This window comes from Actinomycetospora succinea, from assembly GCF_004363095.1.
GTDB classification, from domain to species: domain Bacteria; phylum Actinomycetota; class Actinomycetes; order Mycobacteriales; family Pseudonocardiaceae; genus Actinomycetospora; species Actinomycetospora succinea.
The window spans coordinates 112,406-131,437 of record NZ_SNYO01000005.1 but is presented as its reverse complement, the minus strand read 5'-3'; the positions used below and the strand labels follow the sequence as shown (position 1 = coordinate 131,437).

The 19,032-nt window shown below is 76.3% G+C and carries 20 protein-coding genes; 14 read left to right on the top strand and 6 right to left on the bottom strand.

What is annotated here, in order from left to right:
- Nucleotides 1-129: 129 nt before the first annotated feature.
- A complete protein-coding gene (gene ctaE, locus EV188_RS19175) occupies nt 130-753 on the bottom strand; it encodes an aa3-type cytochrome oxidase subunit III (protein ID WP_133827905.1) in 624 nt (207 codons plus the stop codon).
- 277 nt (nt 754-1,030) lie between these two features.
- Here ctaE and EV188_RS19170 point away from each other — a divergent pair, with 277 nt between their 5' ends.
- Together EV188_RS19170 and trpD are read left to right on the top strand one after the other, a co-directional pair.
- Complete coding sequence (locus tag EV188_RS19170; RefSeq protein WP_243741828.1) at nt 1,031-1,411, top strand: response regulator; 381 nt, start codon at nt 1,031-1,033, stop codon at nt 1,409-1,411.
- Nucleotides 1,408-2,487: an anthranilate phosphoribosyltransferase gene (trpD, locus tag EV188_RS19165; protein WP_243741827.1), complete on the top strand. Its 1,080-nt coding sequence runs from the start codon at nt 1,408-1,410 to the stop codon at nt 2,485-2,487. Before EV188_RS19170 ends, trpD begins: the two co-directional genes overlap by 4 nt.
- Here trpD and EV188_RS19160 read toward each other — a convergent pair.
- On the bottom strand, nt 2,484-2,762 hold the full coding sequence (locus EV188_RS19160) for an Lrp/AsnC family transcriptional regulator (RefSeq protein ID WP_133827903.1): 279 nt from the start codon (nt 2,760-2,762) through the stop codon (nt 2,484-2,486). The two genes, trpD and EV188_RS19160, sit on opposite strands and share 4 nt — an antisense overlap.
- A 49-nt stretch (nt 2,763-2,811) precedes the next feature.
- A complete protein-coding gene (locus EV188_RS19155) occupies nt 2,812-4,554 on the bottom strand; it encodes a DEDD exonuclease domain-containing protein (RefSeq protein ID WP_133827902.1) in 1,743 nt (580 codons plus the stop codon).
- A gap of 73 nt (nt 4,555-4,627) precedes the next feature.
- Here EV188_RS19155 and EV188_RS19150 point away from each other — a divergent pair, with 73 nt between their 5' ends.
- The 5 genes from EV188_RS19150 (at nt 4,628) to EV188_RS19130 (ending at nt 9,807) form a co-directional block, all read left to right on the top strand.
- The gene (locus EV188_RS19150; protein ID WP_133827901.1) at nt 4,628-6,013 is read left to right on the top strand and encodes an NYN domain-containing protein; all 1,386 of its coding nucleotides are present in this window, start codon (nt 4,628-4,630) and stop codon (nt 6,011-6,013) included.
- A 38-nt stretch (nt 6,014-6,051) separates the two neighbouring features.
- Nucleotides 6,052-6,393 carry a hypothetical protein gene (locus EV188_RS19145; protein ID WP_243741826.1) on the top strand — a complete coding sequence of 114 codons (342 nt, stop codon included), beginning with the start codon at nt 6,052-6,054 and terminating at the stop codon, nt 6,391-6,393.
- A gap of 239 nt (nt 6,394-6,632) precedes the next feature.
- Nucleotides 6,633-7,673 carry a C40 family peptidase gene (locus EV188_RS19140; RefSeq protein ID WP_133827900.1) on the top strand — a complete coding sequence of 347 codons (1,041 nt, stop codon included), beginning with the start codon at nt 6,633-6,635 and terminating at the stop codon, nt 7,671-7,673.
- A gap of 53 nt (nt 7,674-7,726) precedes the next feature.
- Nucleotides 7,727-8,611: an alpha/beta fold hydrolase gene (locus EV188_RS19135; RefSeq protein WP_133827899.1), complete on the top strand. Its 885-nt coding sequence runs from the start codon at nt 7,727-7,729 to the stop codon at nt 8,609-8,611.
- Nucleotides 8,612-8,661: 50 nt separating this feature from the next.
- Nucleotides 8,662-9,807, top strand: a complete 1,146-nt coding sequence (locus EV188_RS19130; protein ID WP_133827898.1) for a glycosyltransferase family 4 protein — start codon at nt 8,662-8,664, stop codon at nt 9,805-9,807.
- A gap of 119 nt (nt 9,808-9,926) precedes the next feature.
- Here the strand turns inward: EV188_RS19130 and EV188_RS19125 are convergent, their stop codons facing one another.
- Nucleotides 9,927-11,717, bottom strand: coding sequence for an AMP-dependent synthetase/ligase (locus EV188_RS19125; RefSeq protein ID WP_133827897.1), 1,791 nt, complete (start codon nt 11,715-11,717; stop codon nt 9,927-9,929).
- A 135-nt stretch (nt 11,718-11,852) separates the two neighbouring features.
- Between EV188_RS19125 and EV188_RS19120 the strand changes: the two genes are divergently transcribed.
- From EV188_RS19120 to EV188_RS19100, 5 genes are all read left to right on the top strand, one after another.
- A complete protein-coding gene (locus tag EV188_RS19120; protein WP_243741825.1) occupies nt 11,853-12,248 on the top strand; it encodes a polyketide cyclase / dehydrase and lipid transport in 396 nt (131 codons plus the stop codon).
- Nucleotides 12,249-12,356: 108 nt separating this feature from the next.
- Complete coding sequence (locus EV188_RS19115) at nt 12,357-12,785, top strand: SRPBCC family protein (RefSeq protein ID WP_133827896.1); 429 nt, start codon at nt 12,357-12,359, stop codon at nt 12,783-12,785.
- Nucleotides 12,786-14,018, top strand: coding sequence for an ArsA family ATPase (locus EV188_RS19110; protein WP_133827895.1), 1,233 nt, complete (start codon nt 12,786-12,788; stop codon nt 14,016-14,018). It abuts the gene before it with no gap.
- Complete coding sequence (locus tag EV188_RS19105; RefSeq protein ID WP_133827894.1) at nt 14,015-15,217, top strand: hypothetical protein; 1,203 nt, start codon at nt 14,015-14,017, stop codon at nt 15,215-15,217. Before EV188_RS19110 ends, EV188_RS19105 begins: the two co-directional genes overlap by 4 nt.
- Entirely contained in the window at nt 15,211-16,155 is a 945-nt protein-coding gene (locus EV188_RS19100; RefSeq protein WP_133827893.1) for an ROK family protein, read from the top strand. The genes EV188_RS19105 and EV188_RS19100 overlap by 7 nt, the downstream gene beginning before the upstream one ends.
- 1 nt (nt 16,156) lies before the next feature.
- Here the strand turns inward: EV188_RS19100 and EV188_RS19095 are convergent, their stop codons facing one another.
- Together EV188_RS19095 and EV188_RS19090 are read right to left on the bottom strand one after the other, a co-directional pair.
- On the bottom strand, nt 16,157-16,729 hold the full coding sequence (locus tag EV188_RS19095; protein ID WP_133827892.1) for a DUF308 domain-containing protein: 573 nt from the start codon (nt 16,727-16,729) through the stop codon (nt 16,157-16,159).
- The gene (locus tag EV188_RS19090; RefSeq protein WP_133827891.1) at nt 16,726-17,535 is read right to left on the bottom strand and encodes an alpha/beta hydrolase; all 810 of its coding nucleotides are present in this window, start codon (nt 17,533-17,535) and stop codon (nt 16,726-16,728) included. The genes EV188_RS19095 and EV188_RS19090 overlap by 4 nt, the downstream gene beginning before the upstream one ends.
- Nucleotides 17,536-17,804: 269 nt before the next feature.
- On the opposite strand from EV188_RS19090, the gene EV188_RS19085 reads away from it, so the two are divergent.
- Nucleotides 17,805-18,494, top strand: coding sequence for a lysophospholipid acyltransferase family protein (locus EV188_RS19085; protein WP_133827890.1), 690 nt, complete (start codon nt 17,805-17,807; stop codon nt 18,492-18,494).
- A gap of 24 nt (nt 18,495-18,518) precedes the next feature.
- Nucleotides 18,519-19,031 carry a polyadenylate-specific 3'-exoribonuclease AS gene (locus EV188_RS19080; protein WP_133827889.1) on the top strand — a complete coding sequence of 171 codons (513 nt, stop codon included), beginning with the start codon at nt 18,519-18,521 and terminating at the stop codon, nt 19,029-19,031.
- The last annotated feature ends 1 nt before the right edge of the window (nt 19,032 follow it).

Below are 19,032 nucleotides of genomic sequence, written 5' to 3'. Positions count from 1 at the left end.
ACCCGTGTCCTGGGCCCGCGGGCGGGTCTTCTCGTCACTCATCGGGTGCCCAACCTCGAGCTCTCCTCGCCGTGGGTGGTGGTCCTGGCGGTCGTGCGGGGTGTCGTCCTGCGGGGTCGCGGCCATCGGTCAGCGGATGAAGTAGATGACGGCGAACAGCCCGATCCAGACGACGTCCACGAAGTGCCAGTAGTAGGAGACGACGATCGCGGCGGTCGCCTGCGCCGGCGTGAACCGGCTGAGGAACGTGCGCGCTATCAACAGGATGAACGCGATCAGCCCGCCGGTCACGTGCAGCGCGTGGAAGCCGGTCGTGATGTAGAAGACCGAGCCGTACGAGCTGCTCGAGATCGTCGTCGCGTGCTCGGTGACCAGCGTGTGGTACTCGAACACCTGCCCGAGCACGAAGATCAGGCCCATCGTGAACGTGATCGCGTACCAGCGCCGCAGCCCGAACACGTCCCCGCGCTCGGCCGCGAACACGCCGTACTGGCAGGTGAACGACGAGGCCACGAGGATGATCGTGTTGACCAGCGCGTACGGCACGTCGAGCTCGGTGGGCTCCGGTGGCCAGCCCTCGACGGCGTTCGCCCGTGCAACGAAGTACATGGCGAACAGCCCGGCGAAGAACATCAGCTCGCTGGAGAGCCAGATGATGGTCCCCACGCTCACGACGTTGGGCCGGTTGAGGGAGTGAATCCTCGCGCTGAAGGAAGGCGCCGGCGCACCCTGGGCGGTCGTCACGGGCGACATGATGACACCTCCGGCCGACACCAGCCCGTCGGGGCGAGGCCCGGACGTGTCGCTCCGCGGCCGCTCCCGTGAGGGGGTCGGGACCCGCGCCGACCTGCACCGCCTCTCACCTGCGTGTTCTCCTACCCGTCGTCGTACGTCGGACCGTCGTACCGATCCCGCGGGTCGTCGGCAGGTGGTCGTGACGGTGCGTGCCGCCCGCTAGCATCCGGCGCATGCGGGACAGGGAGCGCAGCATCCGATGACGACACCGACACCGACGCTCACGGTCGTCGTGATGAGCCACCGACCGGAGGTCCGCGAGGCGATCGCCGGGGCCGTCGGACGCCGGCCGGCGCCCGACCTCCCGCGTCTGCGCTTCGTGGAGGCCGCCCACGTCGCGGACGTGCTCGGCGCGGCCGACGCCGGCGAGATCGACCTCGCCGTGCTCGACGGCGAGGCGCAGCCCACCGGCGGGATGGGTGTCTGCCGCCAGCTCAAGAACGAGAGCGACGACCCGCCGCCGGTGATCGTCGTCGTGCGCCGCCGCGACGACCACTGGCTCGCGACGTGGTCGCAGGCCGACGCCGTCCTGGTGCAGCCGCTGGATCCGGTGACCGCGGCCGAGACCGTGGCCACCGTCCTGCGCGAGCGCACCCTCCCGGCCGTCCGCGGGTGACGGCCCCCGTGGGCGCTCCCGGCTGGCCCGCGCTCATCGGCCGCCTGCTCGCGCGCCAGGACCTGGCCGCGGACGACACCGAGTGGGCGATGGACCAGGTGATGGCCGGGGAGGCGTCGCCCGCGCAGGTGGCGGGGTTCGTCGTCGCGCTGCGCGCCAAGGGCGAGACGGCCCCCGAGATCGCCGGGCTCGCCACGGCGATGCTCGCCCACGCGCGGTCGGTCGAGGTCCCGGGCCCGGTCGTCGACATCGTCGGCACCGGCGGCGACGGGGCGCACACGGTCAACATCTCCACCATGTCCGCCGTGGTGATGGCCGCGGCGGGCGCCCGGGTGGTCAAGCACGGCGGGCGCGCCGCGTCGTCGCAGAGCGGGTCGGTGGACGTGCTCGAGGCGCTCGGGGTGCCGGTCGACCTCGGTCCCGACGCCGTGGCGCGCTGCGTGGCCGAGGTGGGGATCGGGTTCTGCTTCGCCCAGGTGTTCCACCCGGCGATGCGTCACGCCGGCCCCGTGCGCGGACAGCTCGGCGTGCCCACCGCGTTCAACCTGCTCGGCCCGCTGACCAACCCCGCGCGGCCGGGCGCGGCGCTGATCGGGTGCGCCGACGTGCGCTTCGCGCCGATCCTCGCCGAGGTCCTCGCCGCGCGCGGCGACCGCGCGGTGGTGGTGCGGGGCGACGACGGGCTCGACGAGGTCACCACCGCGACGACCACCACCGTCTGGCACGCGGGTCCCGGCGGCGTGCGCGTCGAGACCCTGGACCCGACGGCCCTCGGCGTGCCGACCTCCGGGCCGGGCGACCTGCGCGGCGGCGACGCCGCCCACAACGCGGCGGTGGCCCGGGCGGTCTTCGCCGGCGAGCCCGGCCCCGTCCGCGATGCGGTGGTGCTCAACGCCGGGGCGGCGCTCGCCGCCTACGAGGAGGCCGTCACCGGGACGGCGATGACTGACCTGCACGAGGGCGTGGCCGCAGGGCAGCGCCGGGCGGCCGAGGCCGTCGACTCGGGAGCGGCGACCGCGCTGCTGGAGCGCTGGTCGGCGGTGGCCCGGGCGGTGCGGGACCAGACGGGCGGCTAGTCGAGCCCCACCGAGAACGCCGACGCGTCGTCGCGCGAGGAGTACGAGCGGAACGCGATGTGGGTGGTCGTGCTCTGCACGCCCTCGACCTTGGACAGGCCGCCGGCGATGGCGTCGGCGAGCTGCTCGTGCTCGCGGACGCGCACCACGGCGACGAGGTCGACGTCGCCGGCGCAGGAGTAGACCTCCGCGACGCCCTCGAGGTCCGCGATGGCCTGTGCGGTCTCGGGGATGCGGTCGGCGTCGGCGTGGACCAGCACGAAGGCCGTGATCACGGGCGCTCCTCGGTGGCTCGGGTGCTCGGGCGGGGTGGCCCGGGGGAGTCTAGGGCGGTTCGCCGGGCGCCCCGGCGGGATCACGGCGCGCGTCGCGGGCGCGCCCGACCCACCCGGCCCACGCCCCGGCGCCCGCCGCCGGCATCGCCCACGGGGTCGTGGTGCGCACCATGCGTGTCCCCGGCCGCTCGAGCCAGCGCGTGACCACGGCGACCTCCTCGGGCGGCGCGCCGCGCAGCGGGCCGTCGCCGGGGACCACCGTCTCGGCGGAGGCGACGAGGGCCTCGACGACCGGCATCGGCGGCGTCCCGCGCCGCGCCCGTCCGGCGTTGGCCAGGCGCCCGTGGCGCACGACCGCGAGGTCCCAGCCGCGGGCGCCGTCGGGGCGCGCGGCGATCATCTCGGGTGCGCCGGCGACCGACGACAGGCGCTGGACCCGGCCGAGCGCGGTGGCGAGGTCGGCGAGACGGTCGCGGTGGGCGGCGGCGTCCTCGAAGCGCTCGGCCTCCGCGAGCGCGCCGACCGTCGCCGAGAGCCGCCGCAGCCCGGCGTCGTCGGCGCCGCGGACGAGCGCCCGGGCGTCGGCGACCACCGGTCGGTAGGCGTCGACGTCGAGGTGCCCGGCGCACGGCGCGCCGCAGCGGCCCATCTCGTGCAGCGCGCACGGCGTGCCCGACGCCCCGCGGGCCGGGATGCGCTGGGTGCACGGGCGCAGGGGCACCGCGTCCTGGAGCGCCTGGACGGCGCTGACGGCGTCCGGGCGGCGCCCGAACGGACCGATCGCGTCGGCGCGGGGCGTGCGGACCACCGAGAGACGGGGGAAGGGCTCGTCGGTGAGCGCGACCCACCAGCCGCGGTGGGGGAAGCGCGAGCGGCGGTTGTAGCGCGGCGCGTGCCCGGCGAGCAGGCGCAGCTCGCGGACCTCGGCCTCGAGCGCGTTCGAGCAGACGACCCAGTCGACCCGCTCGGCGAGCCCGATCATCTCCTTCATGCGCGCCCGCTTGTCGCCGCCGGTGAAGTAGGAGCGCACGCGTCGTCGCAGGTCGCCGCTGGTGCCGACGTAGAGCACCTCGTCGCCGGGCCCGCGGAAGAGGTACACGCCGGGCTCCTCGGGGACGGCGTCGGCGAGGTGGCGCTTGGCCCGCTGGACGGGGCTGACCTCGACCTGGAGCGCCAGGAGGTCCTCGAGCGTCGAGACCCCGCGCCCGCCCACCCGTTCGAGCAGGCCGTGGAGCACGTCGACGGTGGCCTTGGCGTCGTCGAGGGCGCGGTGGATCGGGCGGGTCCGCGCGTGGAAGAGGGTCGCCAGCGCCGAGAGGCGGCACGACGGGGCCTCGTCGCGGGTGAGCACGCGCCGGCCCAGCCGCGCGGTGCACACGACGGCGGGACGCGCCCACGACGGCCCGTGGCGACGGCAGGCCGCGCGGAGGTGGCCGATGTCGAACGGGGCGTTGTGGGCGACGAGCACGGCGCCCGCGCAGAACTCCAGGAACGCGCCGAGCACGGCGGGCAGGCGCGGGGCGTCGCGCACCATCGCTGTCGTGATGCCGGTGAGCGAGACGATCTGCGGGGGCACCGCGACGCCCGGGTCGACGAGCGTGGCGAACTCGCCGACCACCTCGCCGCCGCGCACCTTCACCGCCCCGATCTCGGTGATCGCGTCCGAGTCGGGCGGCCCGCCCGTCGTCTCCAGGTCGAGCACGACGAACGTGACCGCCGAGAGCGGCGTGCCGAGCTCGCCGAACGAGAGCTGGGGGTCCGGCCCGGTGACCGGACGAGCGGGGGCGTCCATCGCCGGCGGACGCTAGAGGCGACCCCCGACAGCCCCGGGTGATGACGGTCGGTCGGGTCTAGCCTGACCGGTCATGGAGGAGGGCGACGCCGCGGCGGGGGACGGCGCGCCCACCTGTTCGCCTGCCGAGGGCACCGAGGAGGACGACGCCGCCGCCCGGTCCGCCGTGCGTCTCCGGCTGCTCGAGGCCGCCCCGGACACGGTGCGCGCGAAGGTCGCCGAGCTGGTCGCGGTGGCCGTCGGGAACCTGCCGGTCACCGAGCTCCCGCCGCCGGTCCGTCCGGTCGCCCGGTTCGCGCCGGCCAAACGCGCCCGCGCGGGGGCCGGGCCGCTGCTCGGGGCGCTGGGCAGCGCCCAGGGGTTCGCGACGCTCGTCGTCGACTGGTGGACCGAGGAGCGCCCGGCCGACTGGCGGCCCCCGGCGCCCGACCCGGTGCACGCCGCGGCCGTCGCGGTGCTGGAGGGGCGCGAGGAGGGCTCGGGGCTCGTCCGCGACCTCGGGGAGCGCGCCGACGCCGGGCGCGCGCGGGCGAAGCGGGACGCCGCGCTGGCGAAGGCCGAGCGCCTCGAGGCCGAGGTGCGCCGCCTCACCGCCGAGCGCGACCGGGCCCGCGCCGCCGTCGACGCGGCCGCCGAGGCGAACCAGGACGAGATCGCGAAGCTCCGCGCGCGGCTGCGTGAGCAGGGCACCCGCGTCCGGCGCGCCGAGGACGAGGCCGCCGAGCTGCGCGCCGCCCGCGAGGCCGGCGACGGCGGGCTGCGTGCCGAGCTGGAGGAGCTGCGCCGCGACCGGGACCGCCAGCGCGAGCTCGCGGCCGCCGCCGACGACCGTGCCCGGCGCGCCGCGGACGACCTCGCGCACGCCCGGCGCGCGTCGGTCGAGGCCCGGCGTGCCGACGACGCGCGGCTCGCGCTGCTCGTCGACACCGTCGCGGGCGCCGCCGAGGGCCTGCGCCAGGAGCTCGGCCTGCGGGTGGGGGACACCGGCTCGCGGCCCGCCGAGCTGGTCGGCGCCGGCTCCGGGACGACGCCCAAGGCCCGCGTCACCGACCCCGCCGCGCTCGACCGCCTGCTCGCCCTCCCCGAGGTCCACCTGATGGTCGACGGCTACAACGTCACGAAGACCGGGTGGCCCGAGCTGTCGCTGGCCGCGCAGCGCGAGCGGCTCGTGGCGGCGCTCGCCCCGCTCACCGCGCGGACGGGCGCCGAGACGACCCTCGTGTTCGACGGGGCCGGGATCACGGGGGTGCCGACGCACTCGGTGCGCGGGGTGCGGGTGCTCTTCAGCGAGCCCGGGGTGATCGCGGACGACCTCATCCGCTCGCTGGTAGGCGCCGAGCCGGAGGGCCGCCCGCTGGTCGTGGTGACCTCGGACCGCGCGGTCGTCGACTCGGTGCGCCGCCAGGGCGCCCACCCGGTGCCGTCGAGCGTGCTGCTCGCGCGGCTGTCCCGCATCTGACCTGCGGAGACGCGGCGTTGTCGGGGGTCGCTCCTAGCGTGCCCACCAACACCCCGGACCGGCCGGGGAGCGAGTCCTCGGAGGCTCCCGTGCTGATCGACTGCGACACCTGCACCGTCCGCGATGTGGCCTGCCACGACTGCGTGGTCGGCGTGCTCCTCGGCACGCCCTCGGTCCCCTCGGCCCGCGAGGGGACGGTCCGCCCGTCCGACGCCGCGCCCGGCGGCCCGCTGCCGCTGGAGTTCGGGCCCGTCGAGCAGCGGGCGCTCGAGGTCCTCGCCGACCACGGGCTGATCCCGCGGCTGCGGCTGGTGCCGCCGACACCGGAGCCGGCGCCACGCGGGCGCCCGGCCGCGCGTCGGGCCCGAGACGCTGGGTGAGCGCCCGCCGCCGGCAGCACGCCGGGCCGGCCGCCGCCCGGGCGCCCACCGGTCGGTGCAAGGGGCGGACTACGCGTCGGTAAGGTTCGCTCACTCGCGAGGTGTCGGGGGCGCCGACGCGGGCTCCGGATCGTGGCCGTCGGGGCCGAGGCGTCCGGCGCGAGGGCGGTCCGCGAGGTCCTCCCACGGGGCCGGGGGCACGGCGCTGCCGGTCGGTGCAGAGAGGACCCGACGAGAACGTGGTGTCGTCCCGCCGCATCGCCCATGTCCTGGGTGCGGGTGTCGTGGTGGCCCTGCTCGCCTCCGGGCTGTCGTCCGCCCCGCCCGCGACGGCCGACCCGATCGTGCCGCCGGGGGCGTCGGACGCCGTGACCGCGCTCGCGCAGGCCAACGGGCGCGCGGCCGACGCCACCGAGGCGTCGCTGGACGCGGCCGAACAGCTGCGCGTGCGCCGCGCGGAGGCCGACCGCACCCGCCGCGACGCCCGCGCCGCCCAGAAGACCGCCGACGCGGCCCGCGGCGAGCGCGACCGGGCCTTCGCCGACGTCGACCAGATCTCTCGGGCCGCCTACCAGGGCGGGCAGCTCGACGCGCTGGCCGCGGTGCTCGGGTCGGAGTCCCCGCAGGCCTACCTCGAGCGCACCAGCCTGCTCGACACGATCACCACCGAGAACCGCGCCTTCGTCCAGCGCTTCCTCGACGCCACCGCCGCCGCCGAGACCGCCGAGCGCGACGCGGCCGCCCGCGCGCTGGACGCCGACCGCTCCGCCTCCGACGCCCAGCGCACCGCCGACGACGCCGCACGCCGCCAGGCCGACGCCGACCGCGAGGTCGCCGCCGCCGAGCAAGCGCTCGACGACGCCTCCCCGGCCACGCTGGCCGCGCTGCGCCGCGGGGGCACCACGGCTTTCCCGACGAACATCCCCGGCTCCGGGATCGCGATCGAGGCGCTGCGCGCGGCGCTGACCCAGCAGGGCAAGCCCTACCTGTGGGGCGCCACCGGACCGAGCACCTTCGACTGCTCGGGGCTGGTGCAGTGGGCCTACCGCCAGGTCGGGGTCGGGCTGCCACGGGTGTCGCGCCAGCAGGCCCTGGTCGGGGTGCCGGTGTCGATGGCCGACGCCCGCCCCGGCGACCTGCTGTTCTTCAACGACCCCGTCACCCACGTCGGGTTCTACGTCGGCGACGGCAAGTTCCTCGAAGCCCCGCAGTCCGGCGACGTCGTCAAGGTCTCCCAGGTCCGCTCGAGCCTCACCGGGGTGCGGCGCATCGTGCTCTGAGCGGTCGGGAGGCTGATTGACACGCTGGTGGTCCACGCCACACGCTCCGCTCCATGAGCGCCGCTCGCACGATCACCGTGCCCCACCTCGGCTCCTCGCACGTCGGCTACGCGCTCAGCGAGCCCTTCGACGAGTCGCTCCCGACGCTGGTCATGGTCAACTCGTTCACCACGTCCGTGGACCTGTACCGCCCGCAGTTCGACGACGAGGAGCTCGGGCGCACCGCGAACCTGCTCGCGATCGAGCCGTACGGCCACGGCAGCACCCGCGCCGGCTACGCCGACTACACCTACTGGGACACCGCCGTCGCCGCGCTCCAGGTCCTCGACGCCCTCGGCATCGAGCGCGCGTTCGCCCTCGGCACCTCGCAGGGCGGCTGGATCGCGGTGCGGATGGCCCTGCTCGCCCCGGACGTCGTCCAGGGCGTCGTCCCGCTCGGCACCTCGATGGACTTCGAGAGCCCGCGCAGCCGCGAGCTGGGCTGCTGGGACGGCATCGCGTTCCTCAGCCCGGCGATCGACGCCCTCGCCGAGCCGGTCGGCGACGGCTGGGTGATCCCCACCGACCTGGTCGACGCCGTCCTGGCAGAGGGGTTCGGCGAGGTGGACGACGAGACCCGCGCGTTCTGGCACGCCACCCACCAGCAGAACTACACCGGGGACGCCGGACGCCGCCGGCTGCGGACCAGCTCGATCAACCTGCGGGACCGCGACGGGCTGCACGGCCGCCTCGACGAGGTCCGCTGCCCGGTCCTGTGGCTGCACGGCACCGCGGACCCCGTGTACTCGGTCGCCAACGCGCAGGACGAGATCGGGCGCTTCACCCGCTCCCCGCAGGCCGATCTGCAGGTCGTCGAGGGCGGCCGGCACTTCCTCAGCGCCTCGCACCCGGAGGTCGTCGACAGGGCCGTCGTGGAGTTCATCGGCCGCTGGGCGTAGCCGTCACGGTCGGTGCCGACGGGCCGGCGCGCCCGTGCGAAGCTCCGGCCGTGGCGCGCACCCTGCTGGTCACCAACGACTTCCCGCCCCGCCCCGGCGGCATCCAGTCCTACCTGCACGCGCTCGCCACCCACCTGCCGCCGGGCGAGCTCGTCGTCCTCGCCTCCACCTGGAAGCGCACCGACGAGGCCCGCGAGGCGTGCCGGCGCTTCGACGCCGAGCAGCCGTTCGAGGTCCACCGCCTGCCCACGGCGATGATGCTGCCGACCCCGGGGGCGACCCGGCGGGCGGCGGAGCTGGTGCGGGCGCACGGGGCGCGCACGGTGTGGTTCGGCGCTGCGGCCCCGCTGGGCCTCATGGCGCCGGCGCTGCGGCGGGCCGGCGCCGGGCGGGTGCTCGCGAGCACCCACGGGCACGAGGTCGGCTGGTCGATGCTGCCGGGAAGCCGCCAGCTCCTCGCGCGGATCGGGCGCGACAGCGACGTCGTGACCACCGTCAGCAGGTACACGCGCGGACGGATCGCCGCGGCGCTCGGGCCCGACGCCGCCCTCGAGCCGCTGCCCTCGGGCATCGACACCTCCCGGTTCCGGCCCGATCCCGGCGCGCGCGAGGACATCCGGCGTCGCTACGGGCTGGGGGAGCGGCCGGTCGTCGGGTGCGTGTCGCGGCTCGTGCGCCGCAAGGGCCAGGACGTGCTGATCACGGCGCTGCCGGCCCTGCGCCGGGCCGTCCCGGGCGCCGCGCTGCTGATCGCGGGCGACGGGCCCGACCGCGACCGCCTGCGTCGCCTCGCCCGCCACCACGACGTCGCCGACCACGTCGTGTTCACCGGCCCCATGTCCCCCGACGAGGTCCCGGCGCACCACGCCGCCGCCGACGTCTCGGCGCTGCCGTGCCGGACCCTGGGCGGGGGCCTCGACGTCGAGGGCCTCGGCATCGTGCTGCTCGAGGCCCAGGCGTGCGGGGTGCCCGTCGTCGCGGGTCGGTCGGGCGGCGCGCCGGAGACGGTGCGGCCCGGCGAGACCGGGCGCCTCGTCGACGGGCGCAGCGCAGCGGACGTCGCCGCCGTCCTCGCCGAGGTCCTCGCCGACCCCGACGCCGCTCGCGCGATGGGGGAGGCGGGGCGCCGGTGGATGCGCGCCGACTGGACGTGGGACGCCCGCGCCGCGCGCCTGCGCACTCTCGCCGCCGGCTGACCCGCCCGGCGCACGCCGCTGCTCCGCCTGCGCGCCGCCCCGGGGAACGAACGGCGCTCTCGCTGCTACTGAAGCAGCGAAAGCGCCGTTCGTTCGTCAGGTCGGGGCGCGCGCGAGGCTCAGCGCTGCTCGTAGACCGCCTCGATGTCGTCGGCGCGCTTCTCGGCGATGATGTTGCGCTTGAGCTTCATCGTCGGGGTGAGCTCGCCGCTCTCCTCGGTGAAGTCGCTGGTCAGGATGCGCCACTGCTTGATCGCCTCGGCCTTGGAGACCGCGCGGTTGGCGTCGTCGATGGCCGCGGAGATCTCCGTGCGGATGTCCGGGTCGTCGGCGAGGGCGGCCGGGTCGGACGAGTCCTTGCCGTGCTCGGTGCTCCAGCCCGGCAGGGCCTCGGGGTCGAGGGTGATCAGCGCGCCGACGTAGGGGCGGTTGTCGCCGACGACGAGGGCCTGGCTGACGAGGCGGTGGGCGCGCACCCGGTCCTCGAGCACCGCGGGGGCGACGTTCTTGCCGCCGGCCGTGACGATCAGCTCCTTCTTGCGGCCGGTGATCGACAGGTAGCCGTCGTCGTCGAGGCCGCCGAGGTCGCCGGTGTGGAACCAGCCGTCGACGATCGTCGAGGACGTCGCCTCCGCGTTGTTCCAGTAGCCGCGGAACACGACGTCGCCCTTGGCGAGCACCTCGCCGTCCTCGGCGATCGCGATCGTGACGCCGGGGATCGGCTTGCCGACGGTGCCGACCTTGATCGCGCCGTTGGGGTTCGCGGTGATCGCGGCGCTGGTCTCGGTGAGGCCGTAGCCCTCGTGGATCGGGACGCCGATGCCGCGGAAGAAGTGGCCGATGCGGGCGCCGAGCGCCGAGCCGCCGGAGACCGCGCCGATCACCTTCCCGCCGAGCGCGGCGCGGAGCTTCCCGTAGACGAGCTTGTCGAACAGCGTGTGCTGCAGCCGCAGGGCGATGCCGGGGCCGCCGCTGTCGAGGGCCTTGCTGTAGCTGACCGCGGTGGCCTCGGCCATGTCGAAGATCCGGCCCTTGCCGTCGCCGTGGGCCTTGGCCTTCGCGCCGTTGTAGACCTTCTCGAACACCCGGGGCACCGAGAGCAGGAAGTCCGGCCGGAACCGGGGGAGCTCGCTGGTCAGCTTCTTCGTGTCGGCGAAGTGGCCGACGGTGTAGCGGTACTCCTGGGCCGCGCACTGGATGACGCGCGCGAAGATGTGCGCCAGCGGGAGGAACAGCAGCGTGCTGTTGCCGGGCTGCATGAGGTCGCCGAAGGTGTCGGCCACGGCGCGGACCTCGAACAGCAGGTTGCGGTGGGTGATCTCGCAGCCCTTGGGGCGCCCGGTGGTGCCCGAGGTGTAGATCAGCGTGGCGAGGTCGTCGGCGTGGACGGCGGTGCGGCGCGCCTCGAGCGTCGCGTCGTCGACGCCGGCGCCGGCCTCGCGCAGCGTGCCCACCGCGTCGGCGTCGATCTGCCACACGTGCCCGAGCTCGGGGAGCTTCTCGCGCAGCGCGTCGACGATTCCGCGGTGCTCGTCGGACTCGACGACGACGCCCCGCGCGGCCGAGTCGGAGAGGCACCACTCGACCTGGTCCGACGAGGAGGTCTCGTAGATCGGCAGCGTGACCGCGCCCGCGGCCCAGAGCGCGTAGTCGACGAGGGTCCACTCGTAGCGGGTCTTCGAGATCAGCCCCACACGGTCGCCGGGCTGCAGGCCCGCGGCGATGAACCCCTTGGCCACGGCGGCGACCTCGTCGCGGAACGTCGCGAACGTGACGTCGTGCCACGTGTCGTCGACCAGGCGCCGGTAGGCGACGTCGCCGCCGTGCGCGTCGGCGTTGGCCCACGGCGCGGACGTGAGGTTGTCGTCGTCGGCGACCTTGCCGACCGCCGGCTCCGTGTACTGCTGCATCTGCCACCACTCCTGACCGCGCCGCTCTGCGTCGGCTGTGACCCTAGTCGCGGGGGACTACTTCCGGGTAGCCGGACAATCCGCCCAACGGCGGCGGCGGAACGGTTCCCGGGCGGGCCTGAGAAGCTGGGCCCCGTGGCGACCGTGGACGTGGTGGACGAGACGTTCCTCGCCGTGCCGCCCGGGCGGCTGGCCACCGAGTTCGCCGACCCGGCGGCGTGGCGCCGGCTCTGGCCCGACCTCGCGCTGCGCGTGTTCACCGACCGCGGCGAGAAGGGCGTGCGCTGGAGCGTCGTCGGCGACGCGTGGCGGGGGAGCATGGAGGTCTGGCTCGAGGCCGTCGGCGACGGCACCGTGCTGCACTACTTCCTGCGCGTCGACCCCGTCGGCGAGCCGATGTCCGCGCGCGCCGCCACGAAGGAGGCCGTCCGGCGCCAGCGGGCGGCCAAGGCGCTGGCGTTCGGGCTCAAGGACCGGCTCGAGGCGGGCCGTCCGCCGGGCGTGCCGCCGGCCGAGCACCCGCGGAGCTGAGGGCCCGCTCACGTCGGCGTCGCCCGATGAGGGCCTGATCACGCCCCGTCGGCCGGGGTCGCACCGGGCGTGCCCCCGTCGCGGGCGGCGGCGGTAACCTCTCGCGCCATGGCCGACGAGTCGACCCAATCCATCACGATCGCGGCGCCGGCCTCCGACGTGCTCGGGGTCATCGCCGACTTCGAGGCCTACCCCGAGTGGGCGGACTCGATCACGTCGGCCACGGTGCTCACCCACGACGACGAAGGTCGTCCCGAGCAGGTCCGGTTCAACCTGGACGCCGGCCCGATCAAGGACAACTACGTGCTGGCCTACGATTGGGTGGACGACGGCGTCACCTGGGACCTCGTGTCCGGGCAGATGCAGCGCTCCCAGCGCGGCCGCTACCGCGTCGCCGACGGCGGCGACAGCACCGAGGTCACGTACACCCTCTCGGTGGACCTCGCCGTGCCGCTGCCCGGCCTGCTCAAGCGCCGGGCCGAGAAGCGGATCATGGACCAAGCGCTGACCGGGCTGAAGCGTCGCGTGGAGGGCTGAGTGCGGGTCCTGCTGTTCACCGGCAAGGGCGGGGTCGGGAAGACGACCACGGCGGCCGCGACGGCCGTGGCGCTCGCGCGCGGCGGGCGCAAGGTGCTCGCCCTCTCGGCCGACCCCGCGCACTCGCTGGGTGACGCGCTCGCCGCCCGCCTCGACGGCACGCCCCGCGAGATCGCCCCCGAGCTCTACCCCGGGCTCTTCGCCGCCCACATCGAGACCCGCGCGCTCGTCGACGAGGCGTGGGAGCCGCTGCGCACCCAGCTCCGCACGCTGCTCGCGGGCGCGGGTGTGGACGAGATGGTCGCCGACGAGCTGACCGTCCTGCCCGGCGTCGAGGAGCTGCTCGCCCTCGAGGACGTGCGCCGCGCCACGATCGACGGGCCGTGGGAGGTCGTCGTCGTCGACTGCGGGCCGACCGCCGAGACGCTGCGCCTCCTGGCCCTGCCCGAGGCGCTCGGCTCCTACCTCGAGCGGCTCTTCCCGACCCACCGCCGCGCCGTGCGCGGCGTGCTGGCCGGGCTCGCGGGCAGCAGCGCGACCGTCGCGAAGTGGGACGCCGCCGCGGCGTCGCTCTCCCGGCTCGCCGAGCAGCTCGCGGGCCTGCGCGACCTCCTCGCCGACCACCGCACGACGACGATCCGCCTGGTCCTGACCCCGGAGCGGGTCGTCGCGGCGGAGACCCGGCGCACGCTGACCGCGCTGGCGCTGCACGGGCTGCACGTCGACGGGATGGTCGCCAACCGGCTCGTGCCCGACGCCGGCAAGGGCCGCGGCGAGGCCGCGACCTGGGTCCGCGCCCGGCGCGCCGAGCAGGAGGCCGTGCTCGCCGACCTCTCCGGTGCCGGCGGCGACGTCCCGGTCCGCCGCGTGCCCCACCACGCCGGCGAGCCCGTCGGCGTCGAGGCCCTCGCGACGCTGGCCGAGACCCTCTACGGCGACGACGACCCGCTCGACGGCCCGGTCGGCCGCGCGCTCGTCGCCGTGCGCCGCACCGCGGGCACGGGCACCGAGCCCGACAGCGAGTTCGTGCTCGACCTGCACGTCTCCGGCATCGGCGAGGCCGAGGTCGACCTCGCCCGCATCGGCGACGAGCTCGCCGTCACCGTCGACGGCCGCCGCCGCGCGGTCGCGCTGCCCCCGGTGCTGCGGCGCTGCGAGGTCACGGGCGCCGACCTGGACGACGACCTGCTCTCGGTGGTCTTCCGCCCGGACCCCGCGGTGTGGATGCGGTGAGCGCGCCGGGGGGAGGGGCGGGCGACGCCGGTCGCGCCGCGCAGGAGCGCCTGACCGAGGAGGCCCGCGCGACGGCGTCGGCCCTGATCGACTGGCTGGGCGCGCGCGTCGAGGCGTCGGCGGCCGGGACGCACGGGACGACCCCGGGACCGACGCGGAGCGGACGCTCGCGGCTCGGGATGCGCCCGCCGCAGAGTCCCGGCCCGTGCTCGTGGTGCCCGGTCTGCGCGCTCGTCGCGGCCCTGCGCGGCGAGCAGCCGGAGCTCACCGCCAAGCTCGCCGAGCAGGCGTCGGGGCTGATGGCGCTGGTGCGGCTCATGGTGCAGGCGCACCAGGACCCGTCGCACGGCCACGCCCACCACACGCAGGCCCCGACGAGCGACGCGCCCCCGGCCGGCTGGCCCGCCGAGTGGGGCGCGTGGGACGGCTGGGGTGCGGGTGCGCCGGAGGCCGGCGCCGGCGACGAGGGGGACGACCCGGTCGGGACGCCGTCCGCTGCGGAGCCGCCGACGGCGGCCCCGCGGCCGACGCCGCGCACCCGCCGGACCGCCGCGAGCGGACCCGCGGGACGCCAGGTGCCGATCCGTCGCGCCTCGCCCCGCTCCGCCGCGTTCCGCGACACCGCGCCCGCGACGGCCGAGTACGCGGCATCCGCCGACGGCCCCGCGACCGGCGACACCACCGCCGGCCGGGCCGCGACGGCCGCGACCACGGCGCACGGTACGACCGAAGGCGACACGACCGTCGGCGACACCACTGCGACCGGCGACACCACCGCCGGTCGGGCCGCGACGGCCGCGACCACCGCGCACGGCACGACCGAAGGCGACACGACCGCCGGCGACACCACCGCCAACGCCACCGCCGAGCAGGCCGGGACGGCCGCGGACGACCCGCGCGCGTCGGCCCCGCGCTCCGCCGCCCGGGGCACCGGCGGCGCCCCCCGCCCCGCACCGCGGCGAGCGACGACGGCGTCCACGACGGCGTCCACGACAGCCCCGCCGACCACCGCCACGACAGCGCCGCCGACGACCGCCACGACGGCCTCGTCGACGACCGGCACGCCGCCCGCGGCTCCGCCGACCGCCGCCTCTGCGCGACCCTCGGTGCAGCGCATCGCGATCCGCCGCCCCGAGCGCCCGGGCCGCCGCGGCACCCGTCCCGAGCAGGGTCCGCCCGGCGGCCAGGCGTCGTGCTGACCGTCGGCGTCGACATCGGCGGCACGTCGGTGCGCGCCGCCGTCGTCGAGCCCGACGGGACGGTCCTCGCCGAGGCGTCCGCCGCCACCCCCGAGTCCGCCGGGGAGCTGGACGACACGGTCGCCGAGCTCGTCGGCGACCTGGCCGCCGGGCGGTCCGTCGGCGCGGTCGGGCTGGCGGTCGCCGGGTTCGTCGACCCCGACCGGCGCAGCGTGGCGTTCGGCGCGCACCTGCCGTGGCGCGACGACGCCGTGGTCGACCGCCTCACCGAGCGCCTCGGCCTGCCCGTGGTCCTCGAGCACGACGCGAACGCCGCGGGCCTCGCCGAGCACCGGGTCGGCGCGGCGGCCGGCGCCACGGTGGCCGTCCTCGTGGCCCTGGGCACCGGGATCGGGGCGGCCCTGCTCGTCGACGGCGCCGTGTACCGCGGCGCGTACGGCGTCGCGCCGGAGCTCGGGCACCTCACCGTCGTCCGGGGCGGGCGCCCCTGCCCGTGCGGCAAGCACGGCTGCCTGGAGCGCTACTGCAGCGGCACCGCGCTGGGCCGCTCGGCGGAGGAGCTGATCGCCGCCTCGGAGGACTTCTCGGTGCTCCGGGCGACGTGGGAGCGCGCCGAGCCGGTCACCGGGCGCGACGTCGCGCGCGCGGCCGAGGCGGGCGACGCGCTGGCCCGCCGGGTGGTCGACGAGTTCGGGGAGTGGCTGGGCCAGGCGCTCGCCCTGGTCGCGGACGTGTTCGACCCGGACGTCGTGGTGATCGGCGGGGAGGTGTCGGCGTCGGCACCCCTGTACCTGGACCGGGCCCGGCGGCGCTACGCCGACGAGGTCACCGGCACCGGGCACCGCCGCCTGGCCGAGGTCCGCCCGGCGATGCTGGGCGGGCGCGCCGGCGTGATCGGCGCCGCCCTGGACGCGCGCGAGCGCGCCCAGCGAACGTGATCTAGAGGATCGCCCCGTCGTCCGGGCCGTCCTCGGGCTCCCGGTGGCGGCGCAGCCCGAACACGAGCCAGCCCAGGCCCGCGGTCATCGCGAGGAGGCCGGGCACGATGCCCAGCCCGACCGGCCCGCCGAGCAGCCCGGGCACCGCGAGCAGGACCACGCCGACGACGAGCAGCGCCAGGCCGAGCAGGCTGCTCAGACCCAGACGCGGGAGCGGCGGCGGCTCCGGCGGGACGTAGTGCTCGTCCTCGGGGGGTGTCGGCGGGACGTGGCGGCGGTGGCCCTCGGCGGGGTGGGCGCGCGGGCGGGAGACGGGCGCGTCGGACGACGGCGCGCGCTGACCCTGCGGCGGCGTCACCGTCCCGGTGCCGGCGGGCGGCCCGTCGTCGGAGCGGGCCTCCGGCGCGACGGGGCCGGACTCCTCGTCGGGCCAGCGCGGGGCGCCGTCGGCGGCCCAGTCGGCGACGATCGAGGCGAAGGCGGCGTCGACGTCCTCGGGGAGGTCGGGGCGCCGGCCGGCCGGGTCGGGGCGCAGCCCGTCGGGTCCGGTGGCGTCGGGGTCGGGCGCGGTCATGCGGTGGTCCCTGAGGTGGAGCCGGCGGGGTCCGTCACCGAGTGCCGGGCGGCGTGCACGCGGCGGACGAACGCCACGCTGTCGGTGAAGATGCGGGGGGCGTCGTTGTCGAGCGTGGCGACGTGGTGGCTGTCGTGCAGGACGACGTCGGTGACGTCCTCGGACGCGACGCCGTCGAGAACGAGCGTGCTGTTGATCGGCTCGACCACGTGGTCGGTGGGCGACCGGAACAGCAGGACGGGGCAGCGGACCCGCCCGAGGTCGGGGCGCACGAGCCGCCACAAGGCCGTGAGCGACACCGCCGCGCGGGTGGGCAGGCGGTCGTAGGCCAGCTCGGTGGCGCCCGGCTTCTTGATGTCGTTGGCGACGCCGGGCACCCAGGGCACGACCCACTGGATGTACGGCGCGATCGACGCGTCCTTGCGCAGCGTGGTGACCGAGGGGTTGACCAGCGCGATCCCGGCCAGGTCGTCCCCGCGCTCCTCGGCGAGGCGCAGCGTGAGCGTGCCGCCCATCGACTGGCCGAACACGAACACCGAGCGGTACTCGCGCCGCAGGTCGTCGACGGCGCGCTCGACCTCGGCGTACCAGTCGGGCCAGCGGGTGCGGTTGAGGTCCTGCCAGCGCGTGCCGTGCCCGGGCAGGCGGGGACCGCGGACGCCGATGCCCTCCGCGGCGAGGTGCTCGCCCCATGCCCGCATGCTCTGCGGCGTCCCGGTGAGCCCGTGGCTGAGCACGACCCCGATCTCGCGCGTCCCGTCGCCGGGGTCGGAGGCGAAAGGCTCGGCTCCGGGCAACAGCGGCACGGGGTCCTCCGAGCGCCGGACGGCGCGGCGTCAGGCCGCCACGGGGGCGGGGAGCGGTTCGGGATCCCTATCGTGGCACGTCCCACACGGTCGGGTCACGCGCCGGTGCCCGTGTCGCGCCGGACGGTCCCCGCCTGCGGCGAACCGGGTGCCCCGTGTCCGGTTCCCGGGGTCACCAGGGGGTGTGACCCCGTCGCGCGGCGGTGCCGTCCCCGGGCCCCACGCCCTAGGCTCGTCGCCGCCGGCGGGGGCGGACGAACGGAGGCCCGGTGCTCTACTGGATCATGAAGTACGCCCTGCTCGGGCCGCTGATGCGCGTGGCGTTCCGGCCGCGGGTCGTGGGCGCCGGGAACCTCCCGCGCCACGGCGGGGCCCTGGTCGCGTCCAACCACCTCGCGGTGATCGACTCGTTCGTCCTGCCGCTGATGGTGCCCCGGCGCATGGCGTTCCCCGCCAAGGCCGAGTACTTCACCCAGCCCGGCCTCGTCGGCACGCTCAAGCGCTGGTTCTTCACCGGCATGGGCCAGGTGCCGATCGAGCGCGGCAACGGGCGCGCGGCGCGCGCGGCCCTCGACACCGGCATCGGCGTGCTGCGCGAGGGCCGGCTGTTCGGCATCTACCCCGAGGGCACCCGCTCGCCCGACGGGCGGCTCTACAAGGGCCGCACGGGCGTCGCCCGGATGGCGCTCGAGGCCGGCGTGCCCGTCGTCCCGGTCGCGATGATCGACACCGACCGGGCCAACCCCGTCGGATCGCGCTTCTGGCGTCCGTGCCGGATCGGCATCCGCATCGGGCCGCCGCTGGACTTCTCGCGCTACGCCGGCATCACCGACGACCGCCAGGTCGAGCGGGCGATGACCGACGAGATCATGGACGCCGTGCGGGTGCTCTCGGAGCAGGAGTACGTCGACGTCTACGCCAGCACCGTCAAGGACCAGGGCACCCCGCAGGCGGCCTGACGGGCCGCCCGCGACAATGGGGGAGTGGCCCGGTACTTCTACGACTGCGAGTTCATCGAGGACGGGACCACGATCGAGCTGGTCTCCGTGGGCGCGGTCGACGAGCAGGGCCACGAGTTCTACGCGATCTCCCGCCAGTTCGACCCGATGCGCGCCGGGCCGTGGGTCCGGAAGAACGTGCTCGACAAGCTGCCCTCGATGTCGGACCCCGCCTGGAAGAGCAGGCTCGCGATCCGCGAGGCGTTCTACGAGTTCGTGACCGCCGGCGAGGGCCCCGTCGAGCTCTGGGCCTGGTACGCCGCCTACGACCACGTCGCGATCGCCCAGCTGTGGGGCGCGATGCCCGACCTGCCGCGCGCCCTGCCGCGCTTCACCCGCGACCTGCGCCAGCGCTGGGACGACGTCGGTAGGCCGGAGCTGCCGCCCGCCCCCGCCGACGCGCACGACGCCCTCGCCGACGCGCGGCACAACCTCGCGCGCTGGCAGGTGATCGACGCCGCCTGGCAGCGCCGCGTCGGCAGCGGCGTCCCGGAGTAGG

What these genes read in the sequence shown, in the direction of transcription:
- ctaE (WP_133827905.1), bottom strand. Translation starts at nt 753, where the DNA reads ATGTCGCCCGTGACGACCGCCCAGGGTGCGCCGGCGCCTTCCTTCAGC.
- EV188_RS19170 (WP_243741828.1), top strand. Translation starts at nt 1,031, where the DNA reads ATGAGCCACCGACCGGAGGTCCGCGAGGCGATCGCCGGGGCCGTCGGA.
- EV188_RS19155 (WP_133827902.1), bottom strand. Translation starts at nt 4,554, where the DNA reads ATGGACGCCCCCGCTCGTCCGGTCACCGGGCCGGACCCCCAGCTCTCG.
- EV188_RS19150 (WP_133827901.1), top strand. Translation starts at nt 4,628, where the DNA reads ATGGAGGAGGGCGACGCCGCGGCGGGGGACGGCGCGCCCACCTGTTCG.
- EV188_RS19135 (WP_133827899.1), top strand. Translation starts at nt 7,727, where the DNA reads ATGAGCGCCGCTCGCACGATCACCGTGCCCCACCTCGGCTCCTCGCAC.
- EV188_RS19125 (WP_133827897.1), bottom strand. Translation starts at nt 11,717, where the DNA reads ATGCAGCAGTACACGGAGCCGGCGGTCGGCAAGGTCGCCGACGACGAC.
- EV188_RS19115 (WP_133827896.1), top strand. Translation starts at nt 12,357, where the DNA reads ATGGCCGACGAGTCGACCCAATCCATCACGATCGCGGCGCCGGCCTCC.
- EV188_RS19095 (WP_133827892.1), bottom strand. Translation starts at nt 16,729, where the DNA reads ATGACCGCGCCCGACCCCGACGCCACCGGACCCGACGGGCTGCGCCCC.